Genomic DNA, 26,203 nt, shown 5'->3' with positions numbered 1-26,203 from the left:
TGTGGAGCAAAGCCTCGATTTATGTTTAAAGAACACCCTCTTTCACGATTAAAGCATTTCACTCAGCGTATTCAATTGGTCAGCCATACTACAGACTTGCTTTACGAATAGATTTTGCGCTAGTACCTTCTTAAATTGAAAAGTGCCGTTTGGCTTTTTTTTGAATCATTACCCGAAAAAACTTATGTACATTATTTGATAGGTTCTGATCGCGATAAACATCTTAATTCATTAGAAAAATGCAATTTTATGATTGCTCACCTCATCGTAACCACTTGATTTTAAAGTTATATTATTTGTATTCATAATTACACCCACATTAGAGATAAGTGGTGTTTAAGTTTGGTGGCGGAGTTTGCGTTAATGATTTAATTCCAGAATGGATATAGTTTATATAAATTAACATTGCCTAAGGGGGAATTCCTAAATTCAAAAAAAGCGCGGTGGTTTAATAGTTGATGATAAAAAAAACAGATATGATTAATGAAAATTCAGTGTGTAATGACTTTTCTTATTTGATCCATTTACTACTTCAGCAAACTACTTGAGACTTTTATGCTTAAACCATCATTTTATTATTTGTTAAAAAACGCGATTACTGGCAACTGGGTAATTCATCAAGCGGGTTGTGTTAATCTGCCGGCAGATGTAAACAGGATTTTTATCGGCTCTTTATATACCAAGGGTCAGGCAGTAACGGTTGCTAAAATTCATCATCCTGATGCCACGCAGTGCCCGCTTTGTTTGAATAACTTTAACCATGCAAGAAAAAAGCCGGCTTTTGGGCTGACCAATTGTCCTACACCGATAAGGCATTTACCCGGTCAGTACTAACTCAAATGAGCAAAAAGGGTACTGTTCTGTACGATTTGCGTTCATCAGTACCCGCTTATTCAGCAACGATGTAGTAATTTCTACTTGTATGTTAGGTACTTTCGTCAGATGTTAAAAAACTTTAACGCAAGAAAACAGCCCTTGTTTAGGCGTTTCAGGACCGATTGTTTAGAATGAAATGGCAGCATGATGATAGGGATCAGACAGAATGTTCTGCGTGGAGTCGTCATGAGCAACATTTATTATCTTTATCCGAACAGAAAAGATATCGCCCGAAATGAATTAGATCCACTTGTAGAGCAGTTACAGCGGATAGCAGAGAAATACCATGATTACAGTTGCCTGCCAGACATCATTCGCAAATGCCTGGAAGATGCTTTGGGAGATCAGAAGCAGCGCAGCCAGTTATGATGAATCATCAGTGTCATTAACGCAGATGTTCAAAAGAAAAAACCTTCAGCAATGTGACTCAGAAAAACCTGCAGTGTGGGGGAAAGTGAGTCGCTGCAATGGGGTAATGCGTTAAAAGTGAAGCGCCTGAACGCGCAAAAGCATCATAATGCTGTTCCTGACAGGCCAAATCCCGCTCGCAGATTTGGTCTGTCAGAGCAGTTGCGCTCCCGTCTAACTTTATACGCGGATCATCGCTTACTCATCCTTTCTTCGACAGAGAAATTCACTACGAATTTCTTGCCGCTCTATCGCTAGCCAAACCTTCTCTTTTATGCCTGGTTATTACGCTCTTTCAAGCCTGTTTGTTGACATAAAAGCGTTACCGCACCTCACATCAGCTTCCCCCCACCATAAGTAATAACTATTTGTCAGTGCCTGCCGATAACCCTTTGCGGATGGTCACCTGCACGCAGGAAGATCGTATAAAAAATTCAGGGGTAAACATGAACATCACACAGCGTCTCATACTGACATTCTCAGTGCTGTTTTTAGCCATTATTAGCCAGGCAGTACTTGCGATATATTTTCTGTCTGGCTTTCAGGATCGCTTCGAGTATGTCCAGATCAATACCATCTCCTCCATCAAGGATTTAGGTCAGCTGACTGAACAAAGTAATCAGCTCGCGCTTACGCTTTATCAACATCAGAGTCAGGCTGATAATAGCAAACTGCCCGCGATTGAAGATGAAATTAAGCAGCGTGTTGCCGGTCTGAAGACGCTGACGGATTACTATTTGAAGCACGACATCTCAAACGATGAAGATGAAAGGCTGACCCACATCGCTTTTGATAACCTTCATGTGATAGAGCAGCGACTGCCCGACTTTATTGCAGCCTCTCGCGCGCATCAGGATGAGCTCAGCCGCTCCATTCTTGAGAGGAAAGAGGGCGTTGGTGATGCTATTCGGACACTGGTAGCGGGCTATCAGAAGCAGTTAGCGCTGAATATCGCGATTGGGGAGGACCTTCGTGCAACGAACCATAGCATTTACAACACCCTTTTCTGGGGCACCATTGCCGGCGTTTGCGCCACGATTCTGGTGTTTGGTCTCTTTGCCGCATCCACGATTATCCGCATACGAAACAATCTCTCTGCTATCGGCAGCATCATGACGCATTCGAGTGATAACCTTGATCTTACGGTCAGTGCTGATGAAAGTCGTCGGGACGAAATCGGCAATATGGCACGCTCATTTAATGCCCTGATGAAGCGTGTCGCAGATGCGCTGGCGTCAGTTAATGCGGCGTCTCATTCAGTGGGTAGCGCCTCAGCACAGATTGCCGCAGGCAATGAAGATCTCTCCTCACGAACCGAGCAGCAAGCCGCCTCGCTGGAGCAAACAGCAGCCAGTATGACAGAGCTGAGTGAAACGGTGCGTCAGACGGCAGATAACACTCGCCAGGCCAGTTTGCTGGCAGTTAATGCTAATCAGTTGTCAGAAAAAAGTTCAGCGTCGCTGGATGCAATGCTGGTGACGATGAAAGATATACAAGGAAGCTCGCGTCGCGTTTCAGAGATTGTTGCGTTGATTGAAGGCATTGCTTTTCAAACGAATATCCTGGCGCTGAATGCGGCAGTTGAAGCCGCACGCGCGGGTGAACACGGCAAAGGTTTTGCGGTAGTCGCCGGCGAGGTCAGAAATCTTTCGCAGCGCTCGACCACGGCGGCAAGAGAAATTAAGCAGCTGATTAACGAATCATTCAAGCTAACTGAAACCGGTGCGGATCAGGCAAGCAACGTGGGCGAAAACATGTCGGTAATGAAAGACGCCATTCGCCAGGTTAGCGCGTTAGTTAATGAAATTGCGGCGGCAGCTCAAGAACAGAGCCAGGGAATCGAGCAAGTTCATAAAGCGGTAAACCAAATGGACGATGTGACTCAGCAAAACGCCGCGTTGGTGGAAGAAGCCTCTGCTGCGTCACAGTCACTTCAGGAACAGGCGGCCGCGCTGACCAGAATGGTTGGCGAGTTCCGCATTGATAACAGAGAAAGCAAACACGCCCTTGCGAGCAAATCGTCACTTGCTGAATCAGGCACAATTCAGAAAGTGAAAAATTTGCTGCCTAAACCGAGTCAAAGCGCGGCTGAGGAAAACTGGCAAAGCTTTTAATCGGGTAGACATTGCGTAAGTAACAGGGCAGGGCGATTCAGGGAACCCTCTTCATCGCCCTGCTGAGTGCATGACGTTAAAACTGTCTGACTAAAAGACCGAGCAGAAAAACAGGCAGCGGATGAAACCGGCAGGAATAAATAAAAGGCAGGAAAATAATATTTCAAGCGTGAGGGTTCATTAGCGAGGCGGGATATTTTAATCGCGGTAACGTGGTACTCATGCGAAAGTTTCTTCTCGCTATCTCATTCAGCAAGCCCTGTGAAAATAATTAAAATAAGGCATTGCTAAATCTTCTGAACAATGGCTTAATAGCTCCATCGGTTTGTAATACAGACCTTATGAAAGCAGTTTTAGTAAAGCAGTCCTCAGTTAAAGTGATATCCAGCGATACCCTTCTTCGAGAGCCTCCTCCTAAGTGCCAAGTAAGTAATTCTCTGCACAACAGACCATCTTCGCCGCATTAGTGGCTCAAAAATTAAGGAAGTATCTATGTCTGGTAAAATGACTGGTTTAGTAAAATGGTTTGACGCAGGTAAAGGTTTTGGCTTTATCACTCCTCAGGATGGCAGCAAAGATGTATTCGTACACTTCTCTGCCATTCAGAGCAACGATTTCAAAACCTTAGATGAAGGCCAGCGCGTTGAATTCACCATCGAAAGTGGTGCTAAAGGCCCATCAGCGGCAAACGTTGTAGCAATCTAATTTGCATCTTCAGGTACGTTTACAACAGCGATGAAGGCAACAGCCTGAGCAGATAAAATACCTGATGATTAAAAAACCCGCCTCGAGCGGGTTTTTTTATGCCTGTATTTCCCCGCTATTTTTGCCCGCCCACAACATATAGAACTCGGCCTGAAAGTAGGCGCGTGCTAAGTAGAGCCTCTCTTTATTCTAAAAAATAGAAATCATTATATTTAAATTTGTATAATTAATGGTCAAATAAAAATTTAATATGTACGCAATATGAAAAATGCGGATTCATATCGATTGCGGTAAATATATTCTGATAATCAAACCGGCGTTATTGATCGCTCATCTTAGTTCTTTACCCATATTTACCAGAACTGACAATGAATATCGCTTACAGCGCTTCGGTTTCACAGAAGTCGTATTGCGATGTGGCACAACACACCTGGTAAAAAGGTAGCAAGCTAATAATAACGATAGCAATAACGGTTAAATCTGACGCCGTGTTTGATGAGAGAATCCTTTTGCCCCTTCAAGAGCTAAGCCATTGCGAGTGCCGGAGATAAGCGCCGGGTGGGGTACGCGTTTTATAAAGGTCGCCTATCGGCGGCCTTTTTTCGTTAAAGCGAATCCCAGAAGATTGTCGCTTAACGCGGCAATTCGCCTGACTCTTTGATGCTACAAACCCGCATTTAGCGCGCTTATCCCTACAGCGCACTCTTCTTATCAGCTAAATCTTCTCTTAATGAGGATGCAATGAATAATCTGCAAGCCGCATGGCCTGCTTTCCAGCGTGCGGAAATCGCTGAAGCCTGGGCAGGAACCCTTGATGTAACGCCAGATTCCAATCCGGTTATCGGACCCGTTGACCGGCTTTCGGGCTTAACGCTGGCAACAGGATTTTCAGGTCATGGATTTGGCACTTCGCCTGCAGCAGGGCAGTTGGCGGCAGATCTTGTGATTAACCACACGCCGATTATTGATCCGCATCCTTACCGTTTTGATCGCTTTTAACTAAGAAGGGTTGATGCTCTACGTAATAAAGCCGATGTTCATGGTGCGTCGAGAGAGGGGCTAATCTCGCATTAAAAAAGCCGGGATTATCCCGGCTTGCTTAGTGATTAACGCATTATTTTGACGGTGCCGGAACCGGCTTCGATTTACTGTTCCGCAAGCGTAACTTATCAATCAGCTTATGTGCTTCTGCTTTAGTGGCCACAGCAGGCGAAGAGCCTTTCAGTGGCTGACGTGCAGTTTCGCGTACTGTCAGGATAGTCACCAGGCCGATGACGCCTGCACCCATCATATAGTAAGCAGGCATCATCACGTTGTGGGTGGTGTCCACCAACCAGGCGGTAATCAGTGGTGTGGTACCACCAAACAGTGAAACGGAAAGGTTAAAGCCGATTGCCAGCGCACTGTAACGAATATCGGTGGTAAACAGCGCAGGCAGCGTTGAAGGCATGGTGCCGCTAAAGCAGGTGTGCAATACCCCCAGAATCAGCAGGCCAGCAAAAACCGCCCACATGTTGCCGGTGCCGAGCAGCATAAAGCTGGGAATCGACAGCAGGATCAAGCCTACGGCACCAAAGCCAATCACCGGGCGACGGCCAATTTTGTCGGTCCAGCGACCCCATAACAAGGTCAGCGGCATCATCACAAACATCGCTACCATTACCAGCAGCAAACCGCTCATCTCGTTCATACCCAGCACACCCGTCAGGTAGCTCGGCATATAGGAAGTCAACATGTAGTTGGACACGTTAAACAGCAGTACCAGACCAATACATTTCATCATCGGCGCGCGGTATTTGCTCAGCATCTGCATCAAAGTAAGACGCGGCTTGCTCTGCTCCAACGCTTCCTGTTTTTCCATGTGCTGCTGGAATGCGGGTGTTTCTTCCAGTTTCAGGCGTACATACAGGCCGAACAAGCCCAACGGTGCGGCGATAAAGAACGGGACACGCCAGCCCCACGACATCATGGCGTCATTAGAGAGCAGCAGCGTCATGGCCGTCACCAGGCTCGCGCCGAGCAGGTAACCGGCGATAGTACCGAACTCAAGAAAACTGCCCATAAAGCCACGGCGGTTATCAGTGGAGTATTCCGCTATAAAGGTTGCTGCTCCGCCATATTCACCCCCGGTAGAAAAGCCCTGAATGAGTCGGGCTACCAGCAGCAGAATCGGCGCCATGATACCGATGGAGGAGTACGCGGGAATGAGCCCGATACAGAATGTCCCAATAGACATCATGATCATCGTCATCGCCAGCACTTTCTGCCGTCCAATACGGTCGCCAAGCGGCCCAAAGACCAGGCCGCCAATGGGGCGTACCAGGAAGGCGGCGGCAAATGTACCGAAGGTCGCGATCAGCTGCACCGCGTTGTTGGCATCCGGGAAAAAGACTTTCCCGATAATCACCGCCAGATAGCTATAAACACCGAAATCGAACCACTCCATGGCATTACCCAAGGCAGCCGCACCGACAGCACGTTTCAGCATACCGTTATCAATGACGGTGATGTCATCAACGGTCAGTTCTTTCTGCTTCTTATTCCAGAAGTGTTTTTTCGGATGTTCAGATGATTGGTTTTTGGTGGTCATATTCTCCTCATACAGCTTAATTGAGGGAGTCTTATAGCTTTCGCAGCCGCAAATATGATCGAGAAGAACGAAGGAAATGAAAGCTATAAGAAGCCCAAATTGTGGGTAAGTGAAGCGGTAAGCACCTCAGCCGCCCAACCTTAGACTATTATTGTCAGTTTTTGCAAGTTTATAGCCGGAATAACCGCAATTGTTGACAAATCCAGCAGGGCACGCCGTATTAATAGCGGATCACACCTTCAAACATTTTGTTACGCATTAATAATGTCTTATTCATTCTCATCTGTATTTTTCCAATAACGCAATACTCTGTTTAATCCCACAATCAATCCCTACTCAGGATTATTACTTTAATTAAAAGATTATAAAAATCAGTACCCTAATAATTCGCGTTATTTCCGGGAATGGCATATCGATAGCAGGATAACTTAGTAGTGAACCAGACAAGCCAATGGCAATGTTGTGTCATTACGGTCAGGCAGGATGTTAATCATGCAATCGCTAAATAAAGTGCAGCTTCCGATTATTGATTTCGCGAAATTACATGGCGATGAAGAACAGCGCCAGTTATCAATAAATGAATTAGGTCACGCCGCTCGTGAAGTGGGTTTTTTCTATCTTATTAACCATGGTATTAATCAGGTTTTATTAGATGACGTGCAGCGCGTGGCAAAGGCTTTTTTTGCTTTGCCCTTAGATGAAAAACGCAAAGTTAAAATGGCTAACTCTCCACATTTTCGTGGTTATAACCTCGCGGGTGCAGAAATAACCCGCAATCAACCCGACCATCGAGAGCAATTTGATATTGGTGCTGAACGAGAGGCGCTGCCTCACTCAGATGACGCACCCGCCTGGCAACGCTTGCAAGGCCCCAATCAATGGCCCGACGCGTTGCCAGCGTTGAAAACGTTGTTAACGCGCTGGCAACAGGAAATGACTCACGTTGCCCTTGAGCTTCTACGCGCCTTTGCCGAAGCGCTGCAATTACCCCGTAATGCTTTCGATAACCTTTACGGGCGTTATCCCAACGAGCACATCAAACTCATTCGCTATCCTGGCCGTGCAGATGATCAATCACGTCAGGGGGTTGGCGCACACAAGGACTCCGGCTTTTTGACTTTGCTGCTTCAGGACGATCAGCCCGGATTAGAGGTTGAAGTTAATCCCGGAGAATGGATTGCCGCCTCGCCGTTGCCTGGATCTTTTGTGGTGAATATTGGTGAATTACTGGAGCTTGCCACCAACGGTTATCTGCGTGCCACCGTGCACCGCGTGGTATCGCCACAAGCGCAGCGCGAACGCCTTTCCATTGCCTTCTTTCTGGGTGCACAGCTTGATGCGGTGGTGCCGCTTTACCCGCTTCCAGAATCGCTTTCGCAATTAGCGCAGGGGCCGAGCAGCGATCCTCAAAATCCTTTACTGCGTGATGTGGGCTGGAATTACCTCAAAGGACGCCTGCGCTCGCACCCCGAAGTTGCACAACGTTTTTATCCTGAATACGCCCAACAATAATGACACTGAGAAAAATCATGAAGAAAACGCTATTAGGCCTGGCTGGACTGTCGTTGCTGATTGCACAAAACCTCTATGCTGCACCGTTGCGCGTGGCCGCTGATGCGGTACCGCATGCCGAAATACTGGAGTACGTTAAAACGCTCGATCCCAAACTCGATTTAAAAATCGTCGAGTTAAGCGGTGGGATCAATGCCAACGAACTGCTGGCATCGGGTGATGTGGACGCAAACTATTTCCAGCATCTGCCGTATTTAAAAGATCAGGAAAAAGCGTTGGGTAAAACGTTCGACGTGGTGGCCAGTGTGCATATCGAGCCGCTCGGCATCTATTCCCGCAAAGTAAAAAGCCTGGATGCGCTGCCAGAAGGGGCGACGATTGCCGTGCCAAACAACACCACTAACCTGAGCCGCGCATTGTGGTTATTGCAGGATAAAGGCGTGCTGCGTCTTAACGCCAGCGGTGAAGCCGGTACCACCTTGGTAACACCGAAAGATATCTCAGAAAACCCCAAGAAAATCAAAATTGTAGAGATTGAATCGCCGCAGCTGCCGCGTTCTCTTGATGATGTCGATGCGGCCATTATCAACGGCAACTACGCCTTAGAAGCGGGATTGTCACCGGCGAAAGATGCGCTGGGACTGGAATCAGCGAAGCACAATCCTTACGCCAATCTGTTGGTCACTACGCCGCAGCTGGCAAAAGATCCGCGCGTGATTGAGTTGGCAAAAGATCTGACCTCGCCGCAGGTGGCAGACTTTATCCGCAAAAACTACAACGGGTCGGTGATTCCGGTTGCGGATGCCGCGCATGATTAAAATCGAACAGGTCAGCAAATACTATACCGGCGCAGCTGCGCCGGCTTTAGCTGAAATCTCGCTGGACATTCAGGACGGTTCAATTTTTGGCATTATCGGACGAAGCGGGGCGGGTAAAAGTACTTTGTTACGTTGTTTGAATCTGCTGGAGCGTCCGTCAACCGGTTCGATAGCGATTGATGGCCAGGAGATTTCAACGCTCTCGCTTGCTCAGCTCAGACGTCAGCGCCAGCAAATGGGCATGATTTTCCAACACTTCAATTTGCTGCACTCGCGTAATGTTCACGACAACATCGATTTGCCGCTGGAGATTGCCGGACTTCCGGTAAAACAACGGCGCGCGCGCGTGGCTGCATTGTTAGAACTGGTGGGGCTGGAAAGTTTTGCTAACGCCTGGCCTTCGCAGTTGTCGGGCGGCCAGAAACAGCGTGTCGGCATCGCGCGTGCGCTGGCCGTTCAACCGCGCTATTTGCTGTGTGACGAAGCCACCAGCGCGCTGGATCCAGAAACGACCGTGACGATTCTGGATTTGCTGGCCTCTATTCAACATCAGCTCAACATCACGATTGTGCTGATCACCCATGAAATGTCGGTAGTAAAGCGGATATGTGATAGCGCAGCCTTGCTCGAAAAAGGAAGGCTGATAGAAAGCGGCACGCTGGCGCAAATCATGCAGCGTGAAGAGAGCCGTTTACGAGATTTATTACTGAAGGAAGGTGAAGCCGATCGCGCCTTCCTCGCCAAATATCTGCCTGCGGAGTTAACCCGATGCGTAGCGTAAACTGGGATCGCTTTCAGGATTTACTGCTGACAGCCAGCTATGAAACGCTCTACATGGTTTTTTTTGCCGCGCTATTTACCGTTGCCATTGGCTTGCCGGTGGGCGTACTGCTTTTCCTAACGCGACAGGATGGGATATTGCCGCATCGCGCCGTTGCCCTGACGCTGAACACGCTGGTTAACATCGGACGCGCCTTGCCATTTGTGGTGTTGTTGATTGCGCTGATCCCGGTTACCCGATTGCTGGTAGGCACCACTTTAGGCAGCACCGCCGCCATCGTGCCGATCACTTTGGGTGCGTTTCCCTTTTTTGCGCGCATTGTTGAAAATGCCTTGGATGAGGTTGATCGCGGACGCATAGAAGCGGTGATCTCAATGGGCGGCAATCTCTGGCACATCGTGAGCCGCGTCTTGTTACCTGAAGCGCTGCCTGCCTTGGTGGCGGGAATGACGCTGACCATCGTAATGCTGATTGGCTTCTCAGCCATGGCGGGTGTGGTAGGCGGCGGGGGATTAGGCGACTTAGCCATTCGCTACGGCTATCAACGCTTCGATAACCGGATCATGGCGGCGACCCTCATCGTGCTGCTGATTATGGTGCAGATCATTCAAAAACTTGGCGATCGACTAGTACGTTCATTAGCCTATCGCCGTTAAATCAGGCATTAAAAAACCCCACCGTGGTGGGGTTTCACCGCTTAATGATGATCGCGATCGGCGGGCGCAATCGGCAGCGCTAACTTATACATTTTGACCGGATACTCAACGGTCGACGCTTTGCCGCCGGTGGTGGCTGGCGTGCGGTTAATCTGTGCGGCAGGCATCCACAATGCGCCTTTGGTAATCCACATGGCATCAACCCAAACCAATCGGGGATCGCTGATAACCGTGCTGATTTTCCCTTCCGGCGTAATGCGCTTGATGCTACGCGTATTCAATTCAGAAGCGTAGATATTGCCTTCCGCGTCAATCGCTGTGCCGCCGGTCGTCCAGGTATCCACGACTTTATGCGCCTGTTTCGCCACCGTTGCGGCGGGCAGTGTGGCATCGTCAAGATAACGGGTTTCGATACGCGCCAGCGGCCCAGGAATGGCCTGGAACCACAACCATTTACCGTCAGGTGAAACCTCTAACTGATCGATACCCACGCGTTTCTCTTTGCCGCTGGGGAGATAAAGCTTTTTACCGTCGGCGTAAAGCGGCAAGTGATCAATCGCCAGAGGATGATCGTCCAGTACCCGGTGCGCCTGGCCGGTTTTTAGGTTCAACACCACCAATCCCGGCGCGCCTGGATCGGTGATATAGGCGAAATCGCCATTAAAACGAACGTCATCAAGATAGCTGGTGGCTTTCAATACGGGCGGTTTAATCACCCAGCTCGCCACGACCTGCTTCGTTTTAATGTCGATTTTGACCAGCTTGGCACCGCCAGTAACGGCTTGTGCACCGGTGCCAATGCCTTTATTCCCCGCATCCATCGCCCAGAGATAACCCTCCGGGCCAAAGCGTGCGGCATTCACGTGCAGGAAATGATGCTCAGGATCTTTCTCATCCCAGCGATTCCACGCTTCATCAGGAAACGGCGTAAGTTTACCGTTTTGACCGACTTCCACCAGTTGCGGGCCGGCGCCTTCGGATTGGGTTAACGAAGCGAATATCCGACCATCCTGACTGACAGTAACGCCATTCCAGACGTGATTAGAGGTTGCGACCTGCTGGAGTCGCGCATCTTCCTGGGTCGGTAATGTCGTGGGCAGCACATCCTGAGCAAGTACCGGCTGGCTGAGCCATAATCCGACGGTTAACACGGGCAACGCGTTGCATAGTAATCTCCGCATGGGTAAATCTCCTGTAGTTGCAGTGGGGCGTTGAGGGTTAAGAAGCCTTGTCGCAGTAAAAAACGGGTTTTTAGGCGATTACACTGGGCAGCCTTTGGCACGCAGGATGGCATTAAAGCGTTCAGGATCGGATGTGCCAGATTGATTGCTGGCACGAATTTTAGCTTCACGCAGGGCATGTGCTTCTACACGCGGCAGCAAGGTGGTGAGCTGATCGTACGGAATGGCAATCACACCGTCGGCATCACCCACAATTAAATCGCCTGGCGAAACCACTAAACCGGCGCAGCTCACCCGTGAATTGACTTCTCCTGGCCCCTCTTTCGACGGACCACGCAACGTATTACCCCGCGCCCAAACCGCAATACCGCCTTCAGCCCACTCATTCAGATCGCGTATTGCACCATCAATAACAAAACCGGCGATTTTGCGCGTTTGCGCCGAGGTGCGCATCAGGCCACCTATCAAGGCCTGCGTCAGATCGCCTGCGCCTTCGACGACAATAACGTCGCCCGGCTGCGCCATCTCAATGGCTTTGTGAATCATCAGGTTGTCGCCCGGACGCACCTTTACCGTTAATGCCGGACCGCATAGCACTAAATTCGCATCGTTATGATAGGCGGTTAGCCCCATTGCACCGGTGCTGCGACCCATGCAATCACCAATGTTCGGCACCGGCAGTTTACGGAAGGCATCAACCAGGGCGGCGTCCGCTTGTGGGCCGCGTTCGCCAATGAAATAGCCAGCAGGCCAGTCGCTACGATGTGTCATGATTTACTCCTTGTTGAGAACGTGCGGATTTACACAGGCAGCCGCATTAATTTGCTGTGCATCTAGCCAGGCCAGACATTGATGCGCCGCGCTGTAGGCCACTGCATCCAGCGCCTGCGGAGTGGAACCGCCAATGTGTGGTGTGATAATCAGTTGGGGAAGTTCGCGAAACGGGTGATCGGCCGCCAGCGGTTCACTGGCCACGGTGTCCAGCGCGGCGGCCCGCAGTTGACCCTTTTTCAGTGCCTCACACAGCGCCACTTCGTCCACCAGCTCGCCACGGGCGGTATTGATCAAAATGGCACCGTGCGGCAGACGCGCCAGCGTTTGTGCATTGATCATGTTGCGCGTTTTATCATTTACCGGACAATGCAGGCTCAGCACATCAGAACAGGCCAGCAGCTGATCCAGCGTGGCGCACTGCGTCACAGCGGTTGCCCCATTTTCAGCCTTAACGCCCGGATCAAAAAAAGCCACCTGCATGCCGAGAGCTTGCGCAGCGCGGGCAACGCGGCGACCAATCTCACCAAATCCGGCTAAACCCAGGGTTTTGCCGTGCAGCTCTTCACCGTCGCCGCTGCGTGTCCAGCGTCCGGCATTCACTTCGTGTTGAAAATAGGGCAAGCGACGCGCGGCATTGAGCATCAGCGCAAGGGTTAATTCAGCGACGGATTGCGCGTTGGTTGCGGGCGTGGTTAATACCGGAATGCCACGCTCGCTGGCGGCAGCAACATCAATATTGGTTACGCCAACTCCGTGTTTGCAAATTACTTTCAGCGAAGCACAGGCGTTGATTGCTTTAGCCGTTAAATTAACGGTGCGCGAAATCACGGCATCGTAAGGCACGTTGGCCATGCGCTGTTCCACTTCCTGTGCATCGTTGGGATTGTCGAGGTAATCCACCTGACAACCCGCTTCAGCCAGCAGCGTAACGCCACCTTGGCCGAGCGCGCTGGTGGTGACTAAAAACCGATAAGCCATGTTGTCTCTCCCGAATAGATTTACCTCATCCTGGCAGCTTCAAACGATAAAAAGTATTCCCATTTACTTATCAATATATTCCCCACGGGAATAGGTTGGGTCAACGAAGGGCTTATGCGCCGTTTCATCGCGCTTGATGTATCTGCTAAACAGCAGCGAAAGGCACTGACGACGCGAGGTCGATCGATTTGTTAAAAATTTAGCAGTGGATTCGAGCGGCTTTGATCCTGATTTTAACATCCAAATTTTTTGTGACTTTCTTCAAATAAAACCGAAGCCATAAAATCTGAGGAAAATATTTTACTCTTTTTCTCAGCAAGTTATGCGTTAGGTTATGCATCGCCGCCAGCGAAAAACGGTTATATGACCGTTAACGCACAAGGTGGATTAAACGAATTGCACAGACTCATTCGTGCATAAATTTAACAACTTTGCATCAAATTGGTCACGTCATGAAATGTTCAAACGATCTTTTAAATGCAGTGTGCCGGGTCATGGCCGTGGGGCTGTTTTTTACGTCTGGCCTCGACAAAATTTCGCACTACAGCGACAACCTGCAACAGATGGCAGACAACCAGGTGCCGGGTTTCTTCTTGCCGCTGGTGATTCTGCTTGAAGTCGGCGGAGGCGCCGCCATTGCACTGGGATTTCTTACCCGCTTTACCTCAGTCTTCATGGCGATCTTCTCCGTCGTGGCGGGGTTTCTGTTTTATCAGGGATTCAGCCATGCCCATTTGATGGTGTGGCTGAAAAACATCTCCTGCGCCGCCGCGTTCCTGCTGCTTTATCTCAACGGCAGCGGCAAATGGAGCCTCGATTACCTTATCCAACGCCGCTTCGCCAGATCCTGACCAGGCGCGCTTAATTTCCCTTTCTACTTCGCAGGTGAATATATGAAATCGCTAGCATTGCTGTGCGGCGGGCTGCTTTGTGCTGTCGCTCACGCCGCACAACCTATTACGCAAATATCAACCCTGAATCACCAACAGGCGCAACAGCTGATCGGCAAAGCCGAACAGATTATTCGCAGCCATAACCTGGGCGGTGTTGTCACCGTGGTTGATGCGGCGGGGCAAACGCTGAGTTACGACCGATTGGATGGCGCAACGCTGGCTAACAGTGAACTGGCACCGAAGAAAGCGCATGCCGCGGTTGCGTTTGGTGTGCCGACTGAAAGCTTCCAGCAAAAAGTGGTGGCCGGTAATGTCGCGCTGCTGGGCAATCCGGCGGTGGTTCCGCTGCCAGGCGGCGAGCCGGTGATCATTCAGGGCGTGCTGGTGGGTGCGATTGGTGTCAGTACGCCAGACGGCAACGTGGATGCAGAAGCAGCGAAAGGTGCCCTCAGCGTCCTGAACGCCGGATAGCGGAGATCGAAATGGACAGACGGCATTTTTTACAGCTAATGGTGGCGGCTCCGGTGATCTTGTCGATGCCGCTGAACGCCGAATTGATCGCCTCCGAGCCAGATAGCCACGTCGCGCAACTGCAACGTGTCAGTGAATTACTCACCGGACGTCGTGGCCTTGATGCCAATATTACGGCGCGGCTGGGGGCGTTACTGTGTCAGCAGGATAAAAACTTTCCGGCTCATCTTACCCGGCTGTTCTCTAACCTAACGACATTGAAAAGTGACGATCGCGAGCGGCTGGTGGCGAGCCTGGACGATCAGGATGTTAAAACGGCGCTCAGCATCGTTTCACCTTGGTATCTCGGCTACACCGGTCAACCCTCCACCGTGAAAGCGGTGGACGATGCGCATTTCGTGACTTTTCTTTCCGCACTGATGTATGAGCCAACCCGCAATCACACCCTTCGGCCCAGCTATGCGCGTTCGGGCCAGGATTACTGGGCCGAGGTGCCGGCTGGCGTAACGGCCCCTGCGATGCCCGCCGCGATTCGTGACTGGGGCGATCGCTCGCCCGCCGCAGCGAATCATATTCGAGAGCCGGAAGCGCCGTGGTTATTAATGGTACAGGGAAAAGCCAGCACGCTGGCAGAAGCCGAAGCGATGATTGCCAAACAATAAGAACAGACAAAACCAGGAATAAAGATGCGTGAATTTGATGCTGATGTCGTGATTATCGGCTCGGGAGCCTTGGGCGCAAATGCGGCCTACCAACTGGTTAAAGCCGGGAAATCAGTGATTATGTTAGAAGCGGGGCCGTACATTCCTCGTTGGAAAGTGGTAGAGAATTACCGCAACGGCGCCAGTAAACGCAACTGGTGTGCGCCGTATCCCAATTTGCCTTGGGCACCAAACAGCTATACCGAAGGTTACGTTGAGGCCCAGGGTGACGACGATTTTCAGTATGTCACCAGCACCCTGCGGGTGGCAGGCGGCAGTACACGGCATTGGGCCTCGGCCTGCTGGCGATTACTGCCCAATGATTTCAAGCTGAAAAGTGTCTATGGCGTCGGGCGTGACTGGCCTTTTGAATACAGCGAACTGGAACCCTGGTATGTGAAAGCCGAGCGCGAAGTCGGCGTGGTGGGCACCGCTGATGAAGATCAAAGCGGGCAAGGGCGCGGTCACTATCCGCCTCGATCCGCAGCCTATCCGCTGCCGCCTGAAGCCAAGCCTTATATGGTGCAACGCATGCAGGCCAAACTTGGCCCGATGGGTTATCAGGTGATCCACGAGCCGCATGGTCGCGTTTCACGCCCTTATGATGGACGTCCCGCCTGCGCAGGGAATAACAATTGCGAACCGATCTGCCCGATTGGCGCGATGTATTCCGGCGATATGCACGTTGATAAAGCGGTGGCGCTGGGCGCGCAGCTGCGTACTGAATGCGTAGCCTGGAAATTTGAGCAGGGCGCAAAAAACAGTATTGAGGCGCTGCATTATCGCAAGCCAGATGGCAGCAATACCCGATTAACCGCGAAAGTGTTTATCGTTGCGGCGCATGGCCTTGAAACGCCGAAGCTGCTGCTGATGAACGAGTTAGCCAACAGCTCCGATCAGGTTGGCCGTAATCTGATGGATCACACCGGTTTAAGCCTGACGTTTCTCGCTGATGAGCCGCTGTGGACTGGGCGCGGTTCGGTGCAACACGGCACTATCGCTAATCGTCGCGATGAACCGAGCCGTGCACAGCACTCTGCTATTCGCTATTCACTGCGTAATTTAGTGCCTAACGTGGATGTCACCGCTCCGCTGCTGAAGCAAGGCTTGATGGGCAAAGCGCTGGATGACGCCATTTTTGACCGCGCTTCACGCATCATGAATATCAGCACCATGAGTGAAACCTTACCGGTTCCCACTAACCGCGTCGTGCCCAATTACGACCGCAGGGATGCCATCGGCTTGCCGATGTTAAAAGTCAATTACCAGCTCGACAGCTACGTGCGCGGCATGCGCCCTCAGGCTTACCACGATTTCGCTAACTTCCTTCAGGCATTCAACGGCGAGGTTATTGAAGCGCCAACCGGCTGGCGTAATCAGTATCACATCATGGGTACCACCATCATGGGCGACGATGCCAAAAACTCGGTGGTCAACAGCGAGTGCCGCAGCTGGGATCATCCCAATCTGTTTCTGGCCACCACCGGCGTAATGCCGACGTCGGCAACGGTCAACCCAACGCTAACAGGTATCGCGCTGGCGCTTCGCCTTGCTGATACCATTATTCGGGAGATCTGACGCGATGAAACAGGTCATCTACGCGCTTTTCCCGGTCTGTTCACTGCTTTTCAGCGCTGCCAGCCTGGCCGACGCCACGCAAACGTTGATTCAGCGCGGTGAGTATTTGGCGATTGCAGGTGATTGCTCGGCTTGCCATCACAACCCTGAAAACGGCAAACCCTTCTCCGGCGGCTTCGGCATTCAATCGCCGATGGGCATGATTTATGGTTCCAACATTACGCCGTCGAAAACCGCTGGCATTGGTCAATACAGTCTGGCGGATTTCACCCGCGTGATGCGCGAAGGTAAAGCGCCCGGCAATCATTATCTTTACCCCGCCATGCCTTATACCGCCTTTGCCGGGATGTCAGATGACGATATTCGGGCGCTCTACACCTATCTCATGAATGGCGTAGCCGCTGACGATCATCCCGCGACAAAAACCGACTTGCCCTTTCCCTTCTCATTTCGCCCGGTGATGGCGTTGTGGAATCTGATGTTCCTCGATCAGTCTGCGGTGAAAGGCAGCGATGCCGCCGCGGGCAGCATAGATCGGGGTGAATATCTGGTGCGAACGCTGGCGCACTGTTCAACCTGCCACACGCCACGCAACGGCATGATGGCCGAACAGGGCGAACATTTTTTGGCTGGCGGCAAGGTGGGCCGCTGGACCGCGCCGAACATCACACCAGACGCAGAAGCTGGCATCGGCAGCTGGAGCGAAGCGGAGATCGTGACCTATCTGCGCACCGGCGTGTTGCACGGTAAAGCCGTAGCGGGAGGCGAAATGGGCACCGCGATTGAAAAATCCTTCTCACGCTTACAGAGCAGCGATCTGTACGCAATGGCCCGTTACCTGAAGCAGCTTCCTGCAACAGGCGGTATTAATCGGCAGCCCTTAAAACCCCCTGCCGCTACGCCTGTTTCGGCCATTGAAACAGGCATGCGTGACAGCATCGAGGATTACGTGTCGAGTCAGCAGATGAGTGGCGCACAGCTTTATAATGGCGCTTGTGCCAGCTGTCATGCCAGTGATGGACGTGGCACACGCGATGATCAACACGCTTATCCGTCGCTGGTGGGATTGTCCTCGGTGGCCGCTGACGATCCCGCCAATTTGATCATGATTATCGCTGAAGGCATCAACCGTGACATGCCTGCGGGTCATGCCTTTATGCCCGCTTTTGAACATCAGTTCACTCAGCAGGAGCTGGCGAAAGTGGCGAATTATGTTTCCGTCACGTTTGGCAATCCTCAACACGTCATTACCCTGCAACAGGTTGAAGAAACGCTTCATGGCGAGAGCGGCAGCTGGATTGTACGCCACGCCGCCGGGCTTGCCTGGATCGGGGTGGCAGGGATAGTGCTGGTGTTGTTATGGGCATTCTTTCCGCTACGCCGTCGGCGAGCATAATCTGACGGGCCGCAGCCGGCCCCCTCGTTAAGACAGGAGTTTTGTTATGACCAGAAATTTAAAACGTATCGTGAACAAAAAGTTTGCCCTTGCGCTGCTGCTCGGCGCGGGTGTGATGAGTGGCTTTGCGGCGCAGGCGACCACGACGCAAACCATTTTGACGCAAAGCGATGTGCAAAAGCTGATCGCATCCGCTCAGGAAAAAGCGCACGCATTGAATGCCAATGTCTGCATTGCGGTGCTGGATCAATCCGGTCAACTTTTGGCCTTTCAGCGCATGGACAACGCGCCCGCAGGCTGTATTGATTCTTCAATCTTAAAAGGTCGCGCCGCCGCGCTGTATCGCACCCCAACAGACAAATATATGGATCGCGCCAATGGCAAAGAACCGGCTATCGCGACATTACCGGGCGTGATCCCGCTGGGCGGCGGCTCGCCGGTGGTGTGGCAGGAAAAGATTATCGGCGCGGTGGGCGTCAGCGGATCCGCTAATCCGAATGAAATCGCCATCGCTAAAGCGGCGAGCGAGGGAATGAAGTAAAGGTTCGAAAGGGCGCAGCGAGCGGTTTTCGCCTCCGTCGCTCGCTGCCGCCTGGGCTACAACCGTTTACCGCTTTCTTTATCGAACAGATGCAAATGTGAGAGATCAATCGCCAACGACAGTTTTTCACCCGGCTGTGCGGTTATGCGGCCAGCGAGCTGGACATGCAGCGGCAAGCCTTGCCAGTCAAGATGCAGCAAACTGGATTCTCCTGTGACTTCCACCAGCTTCACGGTGGCGGGTAAGGCGGGCGAATCTGCCAGATGAAAGTGATGAGGGCGAACCCCCATCAGCACCGGTTTATCACCCTGGCGCATGGCGGCGTCACGCCAGTTGGCGGGTAAAGGCAACCAATATTCGCCACAGGCAACGCCCGGGATCCCCTCACGAGAAACCAGCTGTGCCTCAAGCAAGTTCATGGGCGGTGAGCCGATAAAGCGTGCCACGAAGGTGTCTACTGGGCGATCGTAAATTTCCAGCGGGCTGCCCTGTTGCACAATCACACCTTCACGCATGACCACAATTTGGTCTGCCAGCGTCATCGCCTCAACCTGATCGTGCGTAACATATACCATGGTGGTCTTGAATCGCTGATGAAGGGATTTAATCTCTGCTCGCAGCTCCATGCGCAGTTGCGCATCCAGGTTAGAGAGCGGCTCATCGAACAGGAAAACCTGCGGATTACGCACCATGGCGCGACCCATCGCCACGCGTTGACGTTGACCGCCCGATAACGCGCGCGGATAACGACCCAGCAGCTTATCTATCCCGAGAATAGCGGCAATACGGGTAATTTTATCCTGTTGCTCACTGCGTTTGATCTTCTTGACCTGCATATGAAACGCCAGGTTTTCCGCCACGGTCAGATGGGGATAAAGCGCATAGCTCTGAAATACCATGGCGATATCACGATCGGCTGGATCGCGATCGTTTATCTGCTGATTATCCATCAAGATTGCGCCATCAGAGACGCTATCCAGTCCAGCCAGCAACCGCAGTAACGTTGATTTTCCGCAGCCAGACGGGCCAACCAACACCGTAAAACTGCCGTCGGGAATGGTCAGATCCAGCGGCTGTAATACCGTCTGTTTGCCGTAACGGCGGGAAACTTGTACCAGTTCAACTCTTGCCATAATCGTAGATTCCAAAAAATGTTTCGCTAACCTTTACTGCCGCCGCTCGCTAGCCCACTGACCAGCGATTTTTGTAGCACGATGGCGATCAACAACGGAGGTAATGAGGCGAGGATGCCCACAGCGGCAATCAGGCCGTCATCGGTGGCACGCCCGGCGGTGAAACCGGCAATAGTCACCGGTAGCGTTTGTGCATCAATGCTGCTGGTGTAGAACAGGGCATAGAAAAATTCGTCCCACGCCAGCAGCCAGCCAAACAGAGCCGACGCGCCCAGCACCGGTTTTGCTAACGGTAACGTGATGCGCAGCAAAACCTGCCAGAAGCGCAGACCATCTAACCGTGCCGCTTGCTCAATATCCTGGGGCAAGGTGTCGAACTGATTTTTCAACATCCAGGTCAGAAACGGCAGTATCAATGAGCAATAGACCAGAATCAGGCCGATATGCGTGTTCAACAGGTTGAGATGTTGCAATACAAAGTAGAGCGGCAGCACAAATGCCACCGGCGGCACCATGTAGATCGCCAAACTTGCGAACAACCAGCCGTCACGGCCAGGATAGCGTGAGAAGCTGAATGCTGCCGGGATCGCCAGTAACAGCGATACCGCCGTTGCGCCACACGCCACCAGCAGGCTGTTGAGTAGCGCGTGTAAAAAAAGCGCACCAGGCTGGTCGGGTGCCAGTGACACCAGCCGGGCGTAACGCGAGAAGTCCCAGTGACGTGGCAACCACTCCAGCGGAAGGCGCGTTAAATCGGCGGTTGAGCTGACGCTCATTAAAAACAGCCAGACCATCGGTGCGAGGATAGAGAGCGCCACCAGCAAGGCGGCTGCATAGCGCAAAACAGCGCGGATTTTACGTTTCACTGACTTTACTCCGGCGGCGCTGACGCAGCAGCATCAACATATAAATGGCGATCAGCAGGCTACACATCAACGTCATTAAAATGGCATAAGCCGCACCACTGCCAGCACGCAGATAGCTAAAAGACTCTTGATAGACAAAGAAACTCAAGGTCTTGGTGCTGTCCACCGGGCCGCCACGCGTCATCACATAAATAATGTCGAAGATTTTGAAGGCGTCGATAGTGCGCAATACCAGCGCAACACTTAGCGGCCCAGCGATAGCGGGCAGCGTAATGGCCCGAAACCGCCGCAGCGCCGATGCGCCATCCAGACGTGCAGCTTCATAAAGATCTTCAGGAATCGACTGCATTGCTGCCAACACCAGCAGCGTAACCAGCGGATAGTTTTTCCAGATATCCGCCAGCATCACGGCATTGAGCGCCGAGGTAGGCGTACCGAGCCAGCTGCGGTAATGATCCATTACGCCTAGCTGCGTAAGCAGGGCATTGATACTGCCGTAATCGGGATTGAAATTAAGTCGCCACATCATTGCATTGACGATGGTCGGCAGCGCCCACGGTAGAATCACCAGCACTCGCAAGACATTACGGCCATAAAAGCGCTGGTTGAGCAGCAGCGCGACCAGCACGCCGATCACGCCTTCAATCACCACTGAGACCACAGTGAAATAAAGCGTGCGGCCAATAGAGGCGACAAAATCGGGGTCGGTCAGTGCATATAAATAGTTATCGAAGCCAATCAGGTTAGCTGCGCCATCACTCCCGATCAGTGCCGCATCGGTGAAGCTAAGCCAGATGGTGCGGAACAGCGGCCAACCGGTGAGCAGAAACATCACCAGTAACATGGGTGCCAACAGCACCCATGCCTGACGCTGCTCACGTTGTTGCAAACTGAGCATGAAAAGTCCTTACCGAAGGCGCGACGCGCTTTGTGTCAATGCCTGCATTCCCGCTTCTGGCGTCTCCTGACCTTGCAAAACCTGCTGAAGATGCTGCTGCAGCATGTTCGAAAGGCGCGAGTAATCAGGAATAATCGGGCGCATTAACATCACGTTTAGCGCTTTGTCAGCCGCATCAATTAACGCTTCCTGGCCCTGACGCACCGCCGGATCCTGATAGGATGATTTCCAGATAGGCAGGCTCAGACGGGCATAATGGTTCTGCACCGGTTGCGAGGTCAGATAGGTTATGTAATCCCACGCCTGATCGGGATGTCCGCTGGTTTGGGTTACGCCCAAACCCATGGAACCGTTCATGGACGCCACTTCACCTGGCGCATCACCCGGTGCAGGCATGATGCCAATATCGCCAGCGACTTTACTCTGCTTCGGATCGTTGGCCAGGTTGTACATGTAAGTCCAGTTAAGCGCGAAGGCGGCATCGCCGTTGGAAAAGACCTTGCGCACATCCTCTTCCAGATACTCGTTGGAGTTTGGGTTGGTCACGCCTTTATCCAGCGAATCTTTCATAAAGGTCACGGCTTTTAAGGCGCCCGGCGCGTTAAAGGTCAGCTTGCCATCTTGATAGAAATCGCCTTTGAAGGCAGAAACCATGGTGGTGTAATCACAGACCAAGGCTTCCGCCTGTGACCAACTCCAGACCAGCGGATACTTAACAATGCCTTTCTGCTTGAGCAGCTGCGATTGTTCCATCACCTGCTGCCAACTGTTTGGCGGCGTGGTAATCCCCGCTTTTGCCAGCATCGCTTTGTTGTAATAAAGGTATTTGGTGTCGAGGATCCACGGCATACCGTACTGCTTATCTTTCCAGGTAACGGTATTCAGGGCACCGGTAAAAATCTTGTTTTTGACATCTGGCGTGAAGTGGCTGGAGACATCTTTCAACAGGTTAAAACGGTTAAATTCTGCTGGCCACATATCGTCGAATAACACCACGTCATAGCCGTTGCTGCCCGCGCCACGCGCGGCAACGATCTTGTCATGTAGCGCTTCGTACGGGACAAATTCAAGATTGATCGTTACATCAGGATGCGCCTTTTCATAATCGGCGGTCATGGCGCGAATATCGCTTTCGCTGTAAGCAGACTGTGACATAAACAGTGCGCTTAATTCCGTTTTGGCGTTGGCATAGCCGGAAATCAGCAGCGCGGCCAGACATCCGCTGAGCTGCAGGGTGACGCGTCTTTTCATTCTGACACTCCAAAAACAGGTGAAATAATGGCTGATGCAGGTGAACGCCATCAGCCCAGGCCGCGCTATGGTGCGCGATTATGGTTTTACGAGCGTTTAACGGGTTCCCTGATCGTTGGCAGTAATGCCGCTCCCAGCGCGCCCGCCGCATCGCCGAGAGAAGATGAAATAATCTGTGGATAGAGGTGGTAGCCGCTGGCGCGTTGCAGAGCCGTATCTAAACTCGGGCGAAACAGCGGCAGCAAACGCGCAGCGCTGCCGCTAAGCACGGTAAGATCGGGGCCATAAAGTGCCAGCAGGGTGGATAGCCCTCGTCCCACGCGGCCACCGTACTCGCTTAAAATTGCGGCTACGCGAGGATCGTCCGCGCTAAGTGCATCAAGTCGCTTAACAGTGAGTTGTGGCCAGTGAAGATTTGGCAGCAGTTGCAGCAAAGCCTGTTGTAGCCAACCGCGTGACGCCTCCGTTTCCCAACACCCCGTGACGCCGCAGTAACAGCGATGCGTGCTGCCTGAGACAGGAATATGACCCGCTTCAGGATGGCGGCCATCGATTGTGCGAAACGGCTGGCCCTTATCCAGTAACGCCACGCCAATACCGGTGCCGAGTGTGACCATCAACATGCGCTGACTTCCCACACCCGCCCCGGCGTGAAACTCGCCCAGTGCCGCAACCACCGCGTCGTTATCGATGGCGGCAGGCACGTTTAAACGCTGCTGCAGCTCGTCGAGCAGCGGGAAAAAAGAGAAACAGGCCAGCGTGTCACTGTTTTCAATCACACCGCTGCGGTTATTAACCGGTCCACTGGCACCGATGCCCAGCGAAATAATCTGCCCGTCCGCCGGACAGAGCTGCCGCAACCGACTGACCAGTTCATCGCTGCGTCTGGATTGCGGGATCGCATCAAACTCTGCGGTAGGCACCGTTAACGCCGCCACCTCGCGCAGACCCTCCAGCAGGATGAATCGTGTGCCGGTGCCGCCCATATCAATGCCTGCGCGCAGCAGGCGAGCAGAATTGGTCATAACGTTACCGTTATTTTTTTACCGTAGAGGAATTCGCCGGGCACCATGCCGTTGCCGCGTGCCAGCGCGACGGTCAGGTGCTGCACAAAGAGCATGGCGCACACTAAACGCAGCAGCTCATCGTCAGGCGTTTCCAGCAGTTCACTGCCTGCGTAAGCGCGTGGACCGACAGTGACCACGTGCGTGCCGTTGCGCTGCAAATCTTCAGCTAACTGAATCAGCGTTGGTTCGCTGCCATTACCAAACAGCAGGGCAGTCATCTGCTTGCCGGAGGTTTCCATCGGACCATGCCGGAACTCGCCGCCGATAAAGCCTTCTGCACTGACTTTTGACGATTCTTTGGTGATCAGCGCACCGGTCATGGCGGTTGCCGCATCGGCACCGATACCAATCATGGCCAAACGTGGCTGAGTACGCAGAAAGAAAGGGGTCACGATCGGCTGGATTTGCGCCTGTTGACTCACCCGCTCAGCAATATTGTTTAGATGCGCAGCCACTTTGTCTGTTAGCGGCTGCTCCGCTTCGCCCGTCAGAGCGGCGAGGATGCGATAGCTGGCGACCAGCGTGTTGAGGTAACTTTTCGCGCTGACGGTGGCTTCATCGCCACTGCGCAACTCCACCAAAATGTCAGCGCGCTGAGCCAGCGTACTGGTGATGTCGTTGGTTACTGAAATCAGCGTCAGCGGTTTCGTGATGATATCCAGCAGCTTAACCACTTCACCACTCATACCCGATTGCGATGTCATCCACAGCAGCGTGTTGGCGGTTATCAGATCGGGCATATCCAGCAGGCGACCGGCATCAATGCGCCATACCGGTAAACCGCGCGCAATTAATGCGCGTTCAATGGGGATCAAGGCGTAATCAGATGAGCCCATGCCAGCCAATACAATTCGGTCATAGCGATGCAGGTCAAGCTGGTGAAGCTCTGCGGGTAGCGGGTAATTGAGCTGATCGCGCAGCGCGTCCGGTTGCTGAAGAATATCTTTTTCGTATTCACTCAGAGTGGTCATACGTCATTCCTGGTTAATGAGACAGGAGACAACATACATTGCACGAATTCGTGCAGTCAATGCCTGTTTTCAAGCGAAAAACTTATGGCTATGAAAAAATAGCCGTTGGCAGGCGTCAGGAGTGCGGAGCGTAGTGACGTGAAAGTTAAAAACAGGCATGATATGCACGAATGTGTGTATTTAATGGAGTGAACAGGTGACAGCGGCTGAGCGACGTAACCAGATTCTTGCAATGATCAACGAGAAGGGATATCTCAACGCCGGTGAACTGTCGGCGCAATTTGGGGTTGATAGCTCTACTATTCGCCGCGATCTTTCACGGTTGGAACAGAGTGGACAAGTGATGCGCACGCACGGTGGTTTGCTGCCTGTGGCTTCATCCAGCCATGCGGACACGCCCTACAGTGTGCGGCGGCAGATGAATGGCGAGGCAAAAAGCGCTATTGGTCATTACGCTGCCAGCCTGGTTCAGGATGGTCAGTCGTTGATTTTGGATAACGGTTCCAGCGTATACGAACTTGCGCTGGCGTTAAAAGAGAAGAAGAACCTGACGGTATTGACCAACGATATTTATACCGCGTTTACGCTTAGCCAATATCCAGACATTACGTTACACGTTGCCGGCGGATTGATGCTGGACAACGTCTATACGCTGGTTGGACAGGACACGATCAGTAAAATCGACAGCATGCATGTTGATTGGGCGTTTTTGGGTGCCGAAGGCGTGCACTATGAACGTGGCTTGACCAATATCAACACCGTGGAAATTCCAGTGAAGCAGGCGATGATCCGCGCGGCAGAGCAGACCGTGGTGTTGGCTGACAGCAGCAAGATTGGCTACCGCGCGCTTTCGCATGTTTGTGACTTACAAGGCATTGATCACATCATTACCGATAACAGCCAGCCGATTAAACAGCGCGCGCAATACGGTGAAAAACTGCACATCGTTGACATCTCATCACGCTAAAATCACACCGAGCCGCGCCGCCTCATGAAGAATGGCGGGTGATTGTCTACGCTTAAATATCAAGCGTCAGAAAAGAA

25 protein-coding genes and 1 pseudogene are annotated in these 26,203 nt (G+C 52.1%); 16 read left to right on the top strand and 10 right to left on the bottom strand.

Going from position 1 to position 26,203, the window contains the following annotated elements; all coding sequences use genetic code 11:
• Positions 1 to 555: 555 nt before the first annotated feature.
• From MUG06_RS16200 to MUG06_RS16180, 5 genes and pseudogenes are all read left to right on the top strand, one after another.
• A complete protein-coding gene (locus MUG06_RS16200; protein WP_215848579.1) occupies positions 556 to 834 on the top strand; it encodes a hypothetical protein in 279 nt (92 codons plus the stop codon).
• A gap of 228 nt (positions 835 to 1,062) precedes the next feature.
• Complete coding sequence (locus tag MUG06_RS16195) at positions 1,063 to 1,245, top strand: hypothetical protein (RefSeq protein ID WP_215848580.1); 183 nt, start codon at positions 1,063 to 1,065, stop codon at positions 1,243 to 1,245.
• 485 nt (positions 1,246 to 1,730) lie between these two features.
• Positions 1,731 to 3,398 (top strand): methyl-accepting chemotaxis protein, encoded by a 1,668-nt coding sequence (locus MUG06_RS16190; RefSeq protein WP_243079239.1) that lies wholly within the window; start codon positions 1,731 to 1,733, stop codon positions 3,396 to 3,398.
• Positions 3,399 to 3,890: 492 nt separating this feature from the next.
• Positions 3,891 to 4,103 (top strand): RNA chaperone/antiterminator CspA, encoded by a 213-nt coding sequence (cspA, locus tag MUG06_RS16185; RefSeq protein WP_215848581.1) that lies wholly within the window; start codon positions 3,891 to 3,893, stop codon positions 4,101 to 4,103.
• Between the two features lie 723 nt (positions 4,104 to 4,826).
• Positions 4,827 to 5,102 (top strand): annotated as a pseudogene (locus MUG06_RS16180) (FAD-binding oxidoreductase); the annotation flags it as partial.
• 115 nt (positions 5,103 to 5,217) lie between these two features.
• Here MUG06_RS16180 and proP read toward each other — a convergent pair.
• On the bottom strand, positions 5,218 to 6,693 hold the full coding sequence (gene proP / locus MUG06_RS16175; protein ID WP_215848583.1) for a glycine betaine/L-proline transporter ProP: 1,476 nt from the start codon (positions 6,691 to 6,693) through the stop codon (positions 5,218 to 5,220).
• A gap of 492 nt (positions 6,694 to 7,185) precedes the next feature.
• Between proP and MUG06_RS16170 the strand changes: the two genes are divergently transcribed.
• Genes MUG06_RS16170 through MUG06_RS16155 form a run of 4 tightly spaced genes read left to right on the top strand, consistent with a single transcriptional unit; the run spans position 7,186 to position 10,460 of the window.
• The gene (locus tag MUG06_RS16170) at positions 7,186 to 8,205 is read left to right on the top strand and encodes an isopenicillin N synthase family oxygenase (protein ID WP_243079238.1); all 1,020 of its coding nucleotides are present in this window, start codon (positions 7,186 to 7,188) and stop codon (positions 8,203 to 8,205) included.
• A gap of 17 nt (positions 8,206 to 8,222) precedes the next feature.
• Positions 8,223 to 9,023 carry a MetQ/NlpA family ABC transporter substrate-binding protein gene (locus MUG06_RS16165; RefSeq protein ID WP_243079237.1) on the top strand — a complete coding sequence of 267 codons (801 nt, stop codon included), beginning with the start codon at positions 8,223 to 8,225 and terminating at the stop codon, positions 9,021 to 9,023.
• Positions 9,016 to 9,804, top strand: a complete 789-nt coding sequence (locus MUG06_RS16160; RefSeq protein WP_243079236.1) for an ATP-binding cassette domain-containing protein — start codon at positions 9,016 to 9,018, stop codon at positions 9,802 to 9,804. Before MUG06_RS16165 ends, MUG06_RS16160 begins: the two co-directional genes overlap by 8 nt.
• Positions 9,792 to 10,460, top strand: coding sequence for a methionine ABC transporter permease (locus MUG06_RS16155; RefSeq protein ID WP_243079235.1), 669 nt, complete (start codon positions 9,792 to 9,794; stop codon positions 10,458 to 10,460). Before MUG06_RS16160 ends, MUG06_RS16155 begins: the two co-directional genes overlap by 13 nt.
• 41 nt (positions 10,461 to 10,501) lie before the next feature.
• On the opposite strand, the gene MUG06_RS16150 is transcribed toward MUG06_RS16155, so the two are convergent.
• The 3 genes from MUG06_RS16150 to MUG06_RS16140 all read right to left on the bottom strand — a co-directional run bounded on the left by MUG06_RS16150 (position 10,502) and on the right by MUG06_RS16140 (position 13,393).
• Positions 10,502 to 11,641: a major royal jelly family protein gene (locus MUG06_RS16150; RefSeq protein ID WP_243079234.1), complete on the bottom strand. Its 1,140-nt coding sequence runs from the start codon at positions 11,639 to 11,641 to the stop codon at positions 10,502 to 10,504.
• A 78-nt stretch (positions 11,642 to 11,719) separates the two neighbouring features.
• Entirely contained in the window at positions 11,720 to 12,412 is a 693-nt protein-coding gene (locus MUG06_RS16145; protein ID WP_243079233.1) for an RraA family protein, read from the bottom strand.
• A 3-nt stretch (positions 12,413 to 12,415) separates the two neighbouring features.
• A complete protein-coding gene (locus tag MUG06_RS16140; RefSeq protein ID WP_243079232.1) occupies positions 12,416 to 13,393 on the bottom strand; it encodes a hydroxyacid dehydrogenase in 978 nt (325 codons plus the stop codon).
• 452 nt (positions 13,394 to 13,845) lie between these two features.
• On the opposite strand from MUG06_RS16140, the gene MUG06_RS16135 reads away from it, so the two are divergent.
• From MUG06_RS16135 to MUG06_RS16110, 6 genes are read left to right on the top strand one after another with little or no spacing between them, the layout of a single operon-like run.
• Positions 13,846 to 14,244 carry a DoxX family protein gene (locus MUG06_RS16135; RefSeq protein ID WP_215848588.1) on the top strand — a complete coding sequence of 133 codons (399 nt, stop codon included), beginning with the start codon at positions 13,846 to 13,848 and terminating at the stop codon, positions 14,242 to 14,244.
• A 42-nt stretch (positions 14,245 to 14,286) separates the two neighbouring features.
• The gene (locus MUG06_RS16130) at positions 14,287 to 14,757 is read left to right on the top strand and encodes a heme-binding protein (RefSeq protein ID WP_215848589.1); all 471 of its coding nucleotides are present in this window, start codon (positions 14,287 to 14,289) and stop codon (positions 14,755 to 14,757) included.
• Positions 14,758 to 14,768: 11 nt separating this feature from the next.
• Positions 14,769 to 15,419, top strand: coding sequence for a sorbitol dehydrogenase family protein (locus MUG06_RS16125; RefSeq protein ID WP_243079230.1), 651 nt, complete (start codon positions 14,769 to 14,771; stop codon positions 15,417 to 15,419).
• Positions 15,420 to 15,443: 24 nt separating this feature from the next.
• On the top strand, positions 15,444 to 17,036 hold the full coding sequence (locus MUG06_RS16120) for a GMC family oxidoreductase (RefSeq protein ID WP_215848591.1): 1,593 nt from the start codon (positions 15,444 to 15,446) through the stop codon (positions 17,034 to 17,036).
• Positions 17,037 to 17,040: 4 nt separating this feature from the next.
• Positions 17,041 to 18,432: a cytochrome c gene (locus MUG06_RS16115; protein ID WP_243079229.1), complete on the top strand. Its 1,392-nt coding sequence runs from the start codon at positions 17,041 to 17,043 to the stop codon at positions 18,430 to 18,432.
• A 46-nt stretch (positions 18,433 to 18,478) separates the two neighbouring features.
• Complete coding sequence (locus tag MUG06_RS16110) at positions 18,479 to 18,973, top strand: heme-binding protein (protein WP_215848593.1); 495 nt, start codon at positions 18,479 to 18,481, stop codon at positions 18,971 to 18,973.
• A gap of 56 nt (positions 18,974 to 19,029) precedes the next feature.
• Here the strand turns inward: MUG06_RS16110 and ugpC are convergent, their stop codons facing one another.
• The 6 genes from ugpC to MUG06_RS16080 form a co-directional block, all read right to left on the bottom strand.
• On the bottom strand, positions 19,030 to 20,106 hold the full coding sequence (gene ugpC, locus MUG06_RS16105) for a sn-glycerol-3-phosphate ABC transporter ATP-binding protein UgpC (protein ID WP_243079228.1): 1,077 nt from the start codon (positions 20,104 to 20,106) through the stop codon (positions 19,030 to 19,032).
• Positions 20,107 to 20,132: 26 nt separating this feature from the next.
• Entirely contained in the window at positions 20,133 to 20,972 is an 840-nt protein-coding gene (locus MUG06_RS16100; protein WP_243079227.1) for a carbohydrate ABC transporter permease, read from the bottom strand.
• Positions 20,962 to 21,870: a sugar ABC transporter permease gene (locus tag MUG06_RS16095; protein WP_215848595.1), complete on the bottom strand. Its 909-nt coding sequence runs from the start codon at positions 21,868 to 21,870 to the stop codon at positions 20,962 to 20,964. Before MUG06_RS16095 ends, MUG06_RS16100 begins: the two co-directional genes overlap by 11 nt.
• Positions 21,871 to 21,879: 9 nt before the next feature.
• Complete coding sequence (locus tag MUG06_RS16090; RefSeq protein WP_243079226.1) at positions 21,880 to 23,121, bottom strand: extracellular solute-binding protein; 1,242 nt, start codon at positions 23,119 to 23,121, stop codon at positions 21,880 to 21,882.
• Between the two features lie 86 nt (positions 23,122 to 23,207).
• Positions 23,208 to 24,146: an ROK family protein gene (locus MUG06_RS16085; RefSeq protein WP_243079225.1), complete on the bottom strand. Its 939-nt coding sequence runs from the start codon at positions 24,144 to 24,146 to the stop codon at positions 23,208 to 23,210.
• Positions 24,143 to 25,159, bottom strand: coding sequence for an SIS domain-containing protein (locus MUG06_RS16080; RefSeq protein WP_243079224.1), 1,017 nt, complete (start codon positions 25,157 to 25,159; stop codon positions 24,143 to 24,145). The genes MUG06_RS16085 and MUG06_RS16080 overlap by 4 nt, the downstream gene beginning before the upstream one ends.
• Positions 25,160 to 25,355: 196 nt before the next feature.
• Between MUG06_RS16080 and MUG06_RS16075 the strand changes: the two genes are divergently transcribed.
• Entirely contained in the window at positions 25,356 to 26,126 is a 771-nt protein-coding gene (locus tag MUG06_RS16075; RefSeq protein ID WP_215848599.1) for a DeoR/GlpR family DNA-binding transcription regulator, read from the top strand.
• Positions 26,127 to 26,203: the final 77 nt, after the last annotated feature.

Origin of the sequence: Pantoea sp. MQR6 (genome assembly GCF_022761075.1) — a bacterium.
In the GTDB taxonomy this organism is placed as follows: Bacteria; Pseudomonadota; Gammaproteobacteria; order Enterobacterales; family Enterobacteriaceae; genus Pantoea; species Pantoea phytostimulans.
Note: the sequence above shows the minus strand (reverse complement) of the source record. Positions and strands in the feature narration are given on the sequence as shown.

What these genes read in the sequence shown, in the direction of transcription:
- MUG06_RS16200 (WP_215848579.1), top strand. Translation starts at nt 556, where the DNA reads ATGCTTAAACCATCATTTTATTATTTGTTAAAAAACGCGATTACTGGC.
- MUG06_RS16195 (WP_215848580.1), top strand. Translation starts at nt 1,063, where the DNA reads ATGAGCAACATTTATTATCTTTATCCGAACAGAAAAGATATCGCCCGA.
- MUG06_RS16190 (WP_243079239.1), top strand. Translation starts at nt 1,731, where the DNA reads ATGAACATCACACAGCGTCTCATACTGACATTCTCAGTGCTGTTTTTA.
- cspA (WP_215848581.1), top strand. Translation starts at nt 3,891, where the DNA reads ATGTCTGGTAAAATGACTGGTTTAGTAAAATGGTTTGACGCAGGTAAA.
- proP (WP_215848583.1), bottom strand. Translation starts at nt 6,693, where the DNA reads ATGACCACCAAAAACCAATCATCTGAACATCCGAAAAAACACTTCTGG.
- MUG06_RS16170 (WP_243079238.1), top strand. Translation starts at nt 7,186, where the DNA reads ATGCAATCGCTAAATAAAGTGCAGCTTCCGATTATTGATTTCGCGAAA.
- MUG06_RS16165 (WP_243079237.1), top strand. Translation starts at nt 8,223, where the DNA reads ATGAAGAAAACGCTATTAGGCCTGGCTGGACTGTCGTTGCTGATTGCA.
- MUG06_RS16160 (WP_243079236.1), top strand. Translation starts at nt 9,016, where the DNA reads ATGATTAAAATCGAACAGGTCAGCAAATACTATACCGGCGCAGCTGCG.
- MUG06_RS16155 (WP_243079235.1), top strand. Translation starts at nt 9,792, where the DNA reads ATGCGTAGCGTAAACTGGGATCGCTTTCAGGATTTACTGCTGACAGCC.
- MUG06_RS16150 (WP_243079234.1), bottom strand. Translation starts at nt 11,641, where the DNA reads ATGCGGAGATTACTATGCAACGCGTTGCCCGTGTTAACCGTCGGATTA.
- MUG06_RS16145 (WP_243079233.1), bottom strand. Translation starts at nt 12,412, where the DNA reads ATGACACATCGTAGCGACTGGCCTGCTGGCTATTTCATTGGCGAACGC.
- MUG06_RS16140 (WP_243079232.1), bottom strand. Translation starts at nt 13,393, where the DNA reads ATGGCTTATCGGTTTTTAGTCACCACCAGCGCGCTCGGCCAAGGTGGC.
- MUG06_RS16135 (WP_215848588.1), top strand. Translation starts at nt 13,846, where the DNA reads ATGAAATGTTCAAACGATCTTTTAAATGCAGTGTGCCGGGTCATGGCC.
- MUG06_RS16130 (WP_215848589.1), top strand. Translation starts at nt 14,287, where the DNA reads ATGAAATCGCTAGCATTGCTGTGCGGCGGGCTGCTTTGTGCTGTCGCT.
- MUG06_RS16125 (WP_243079230.1), top strand. Translation starts at nt 14,769, where the DNA reads ATGGACAGACGGCATTTTTTACAGCTAATGGTGGCGGCTCCGGTGATC.
- MUG06_RS16120 (WP_215848591.1), top strand. Translation starts at nt 15,444, where the DNA reads ATGCGTGAATTTGATGCTGATGTCGTGATTATCGGCTCGGGAGCCTTG.
- MUG06_RS16115 (WP_243079229.1), top strand. Translation starts at nt 17,041, where the DNA reads ATGAAACAGGTCATCTACGCGCTTTTCCCGGTCTGTTCACTGCTTTTC.
- MUG06_RS16110 (WP_215848593.1), top strand. Translation starts at nt 18,479, where the DNA reads ATGACCAGAAATTTAAAACGTATCGTGAACAAAAAGTTTGCCCTTGCG.
- ugpC (WP_243079228.1), bottom strand. Translation starts at nt 20,106, where the DNA reads ATGGCAAGAGTTGAACTGGTACAAGTTTCCCGCCGTTACGGCAAACAG.
- MUG06_RS16095 (WP_215848595.1), bottom strand. Translation starts at nt 21,870, where the DNA reads ATGCTCAGTTTGCAACAACGTGAGCAGCGTCAGGCATGGGTGCTGTTG.
- MUG06_RS16090 (WP_243079226.1), bottom strand. Translation starts at nt 23,121, where the DNA reads ATGAAAAGACGCGTCACCCTGCAGCTCAGCGGATGTCTGGCCGCGCTG.
- MUG06_RS16085 (WP_243079225.1), bottom strand. Translation starts at nt 24,146, where the DNA reads ATGACCAATTCTGCTCGCCTGCTGCGCGCAGGCATTGATATGGGCGGC.
- MUG06_RS16080 (WP_243079224.1), bottom strand. Translation starts at nt 25,159, where the DNA reads ATGACCACTCTGAGTGAATACGAAAAAGATATTCTTCAGCAACCGGAC.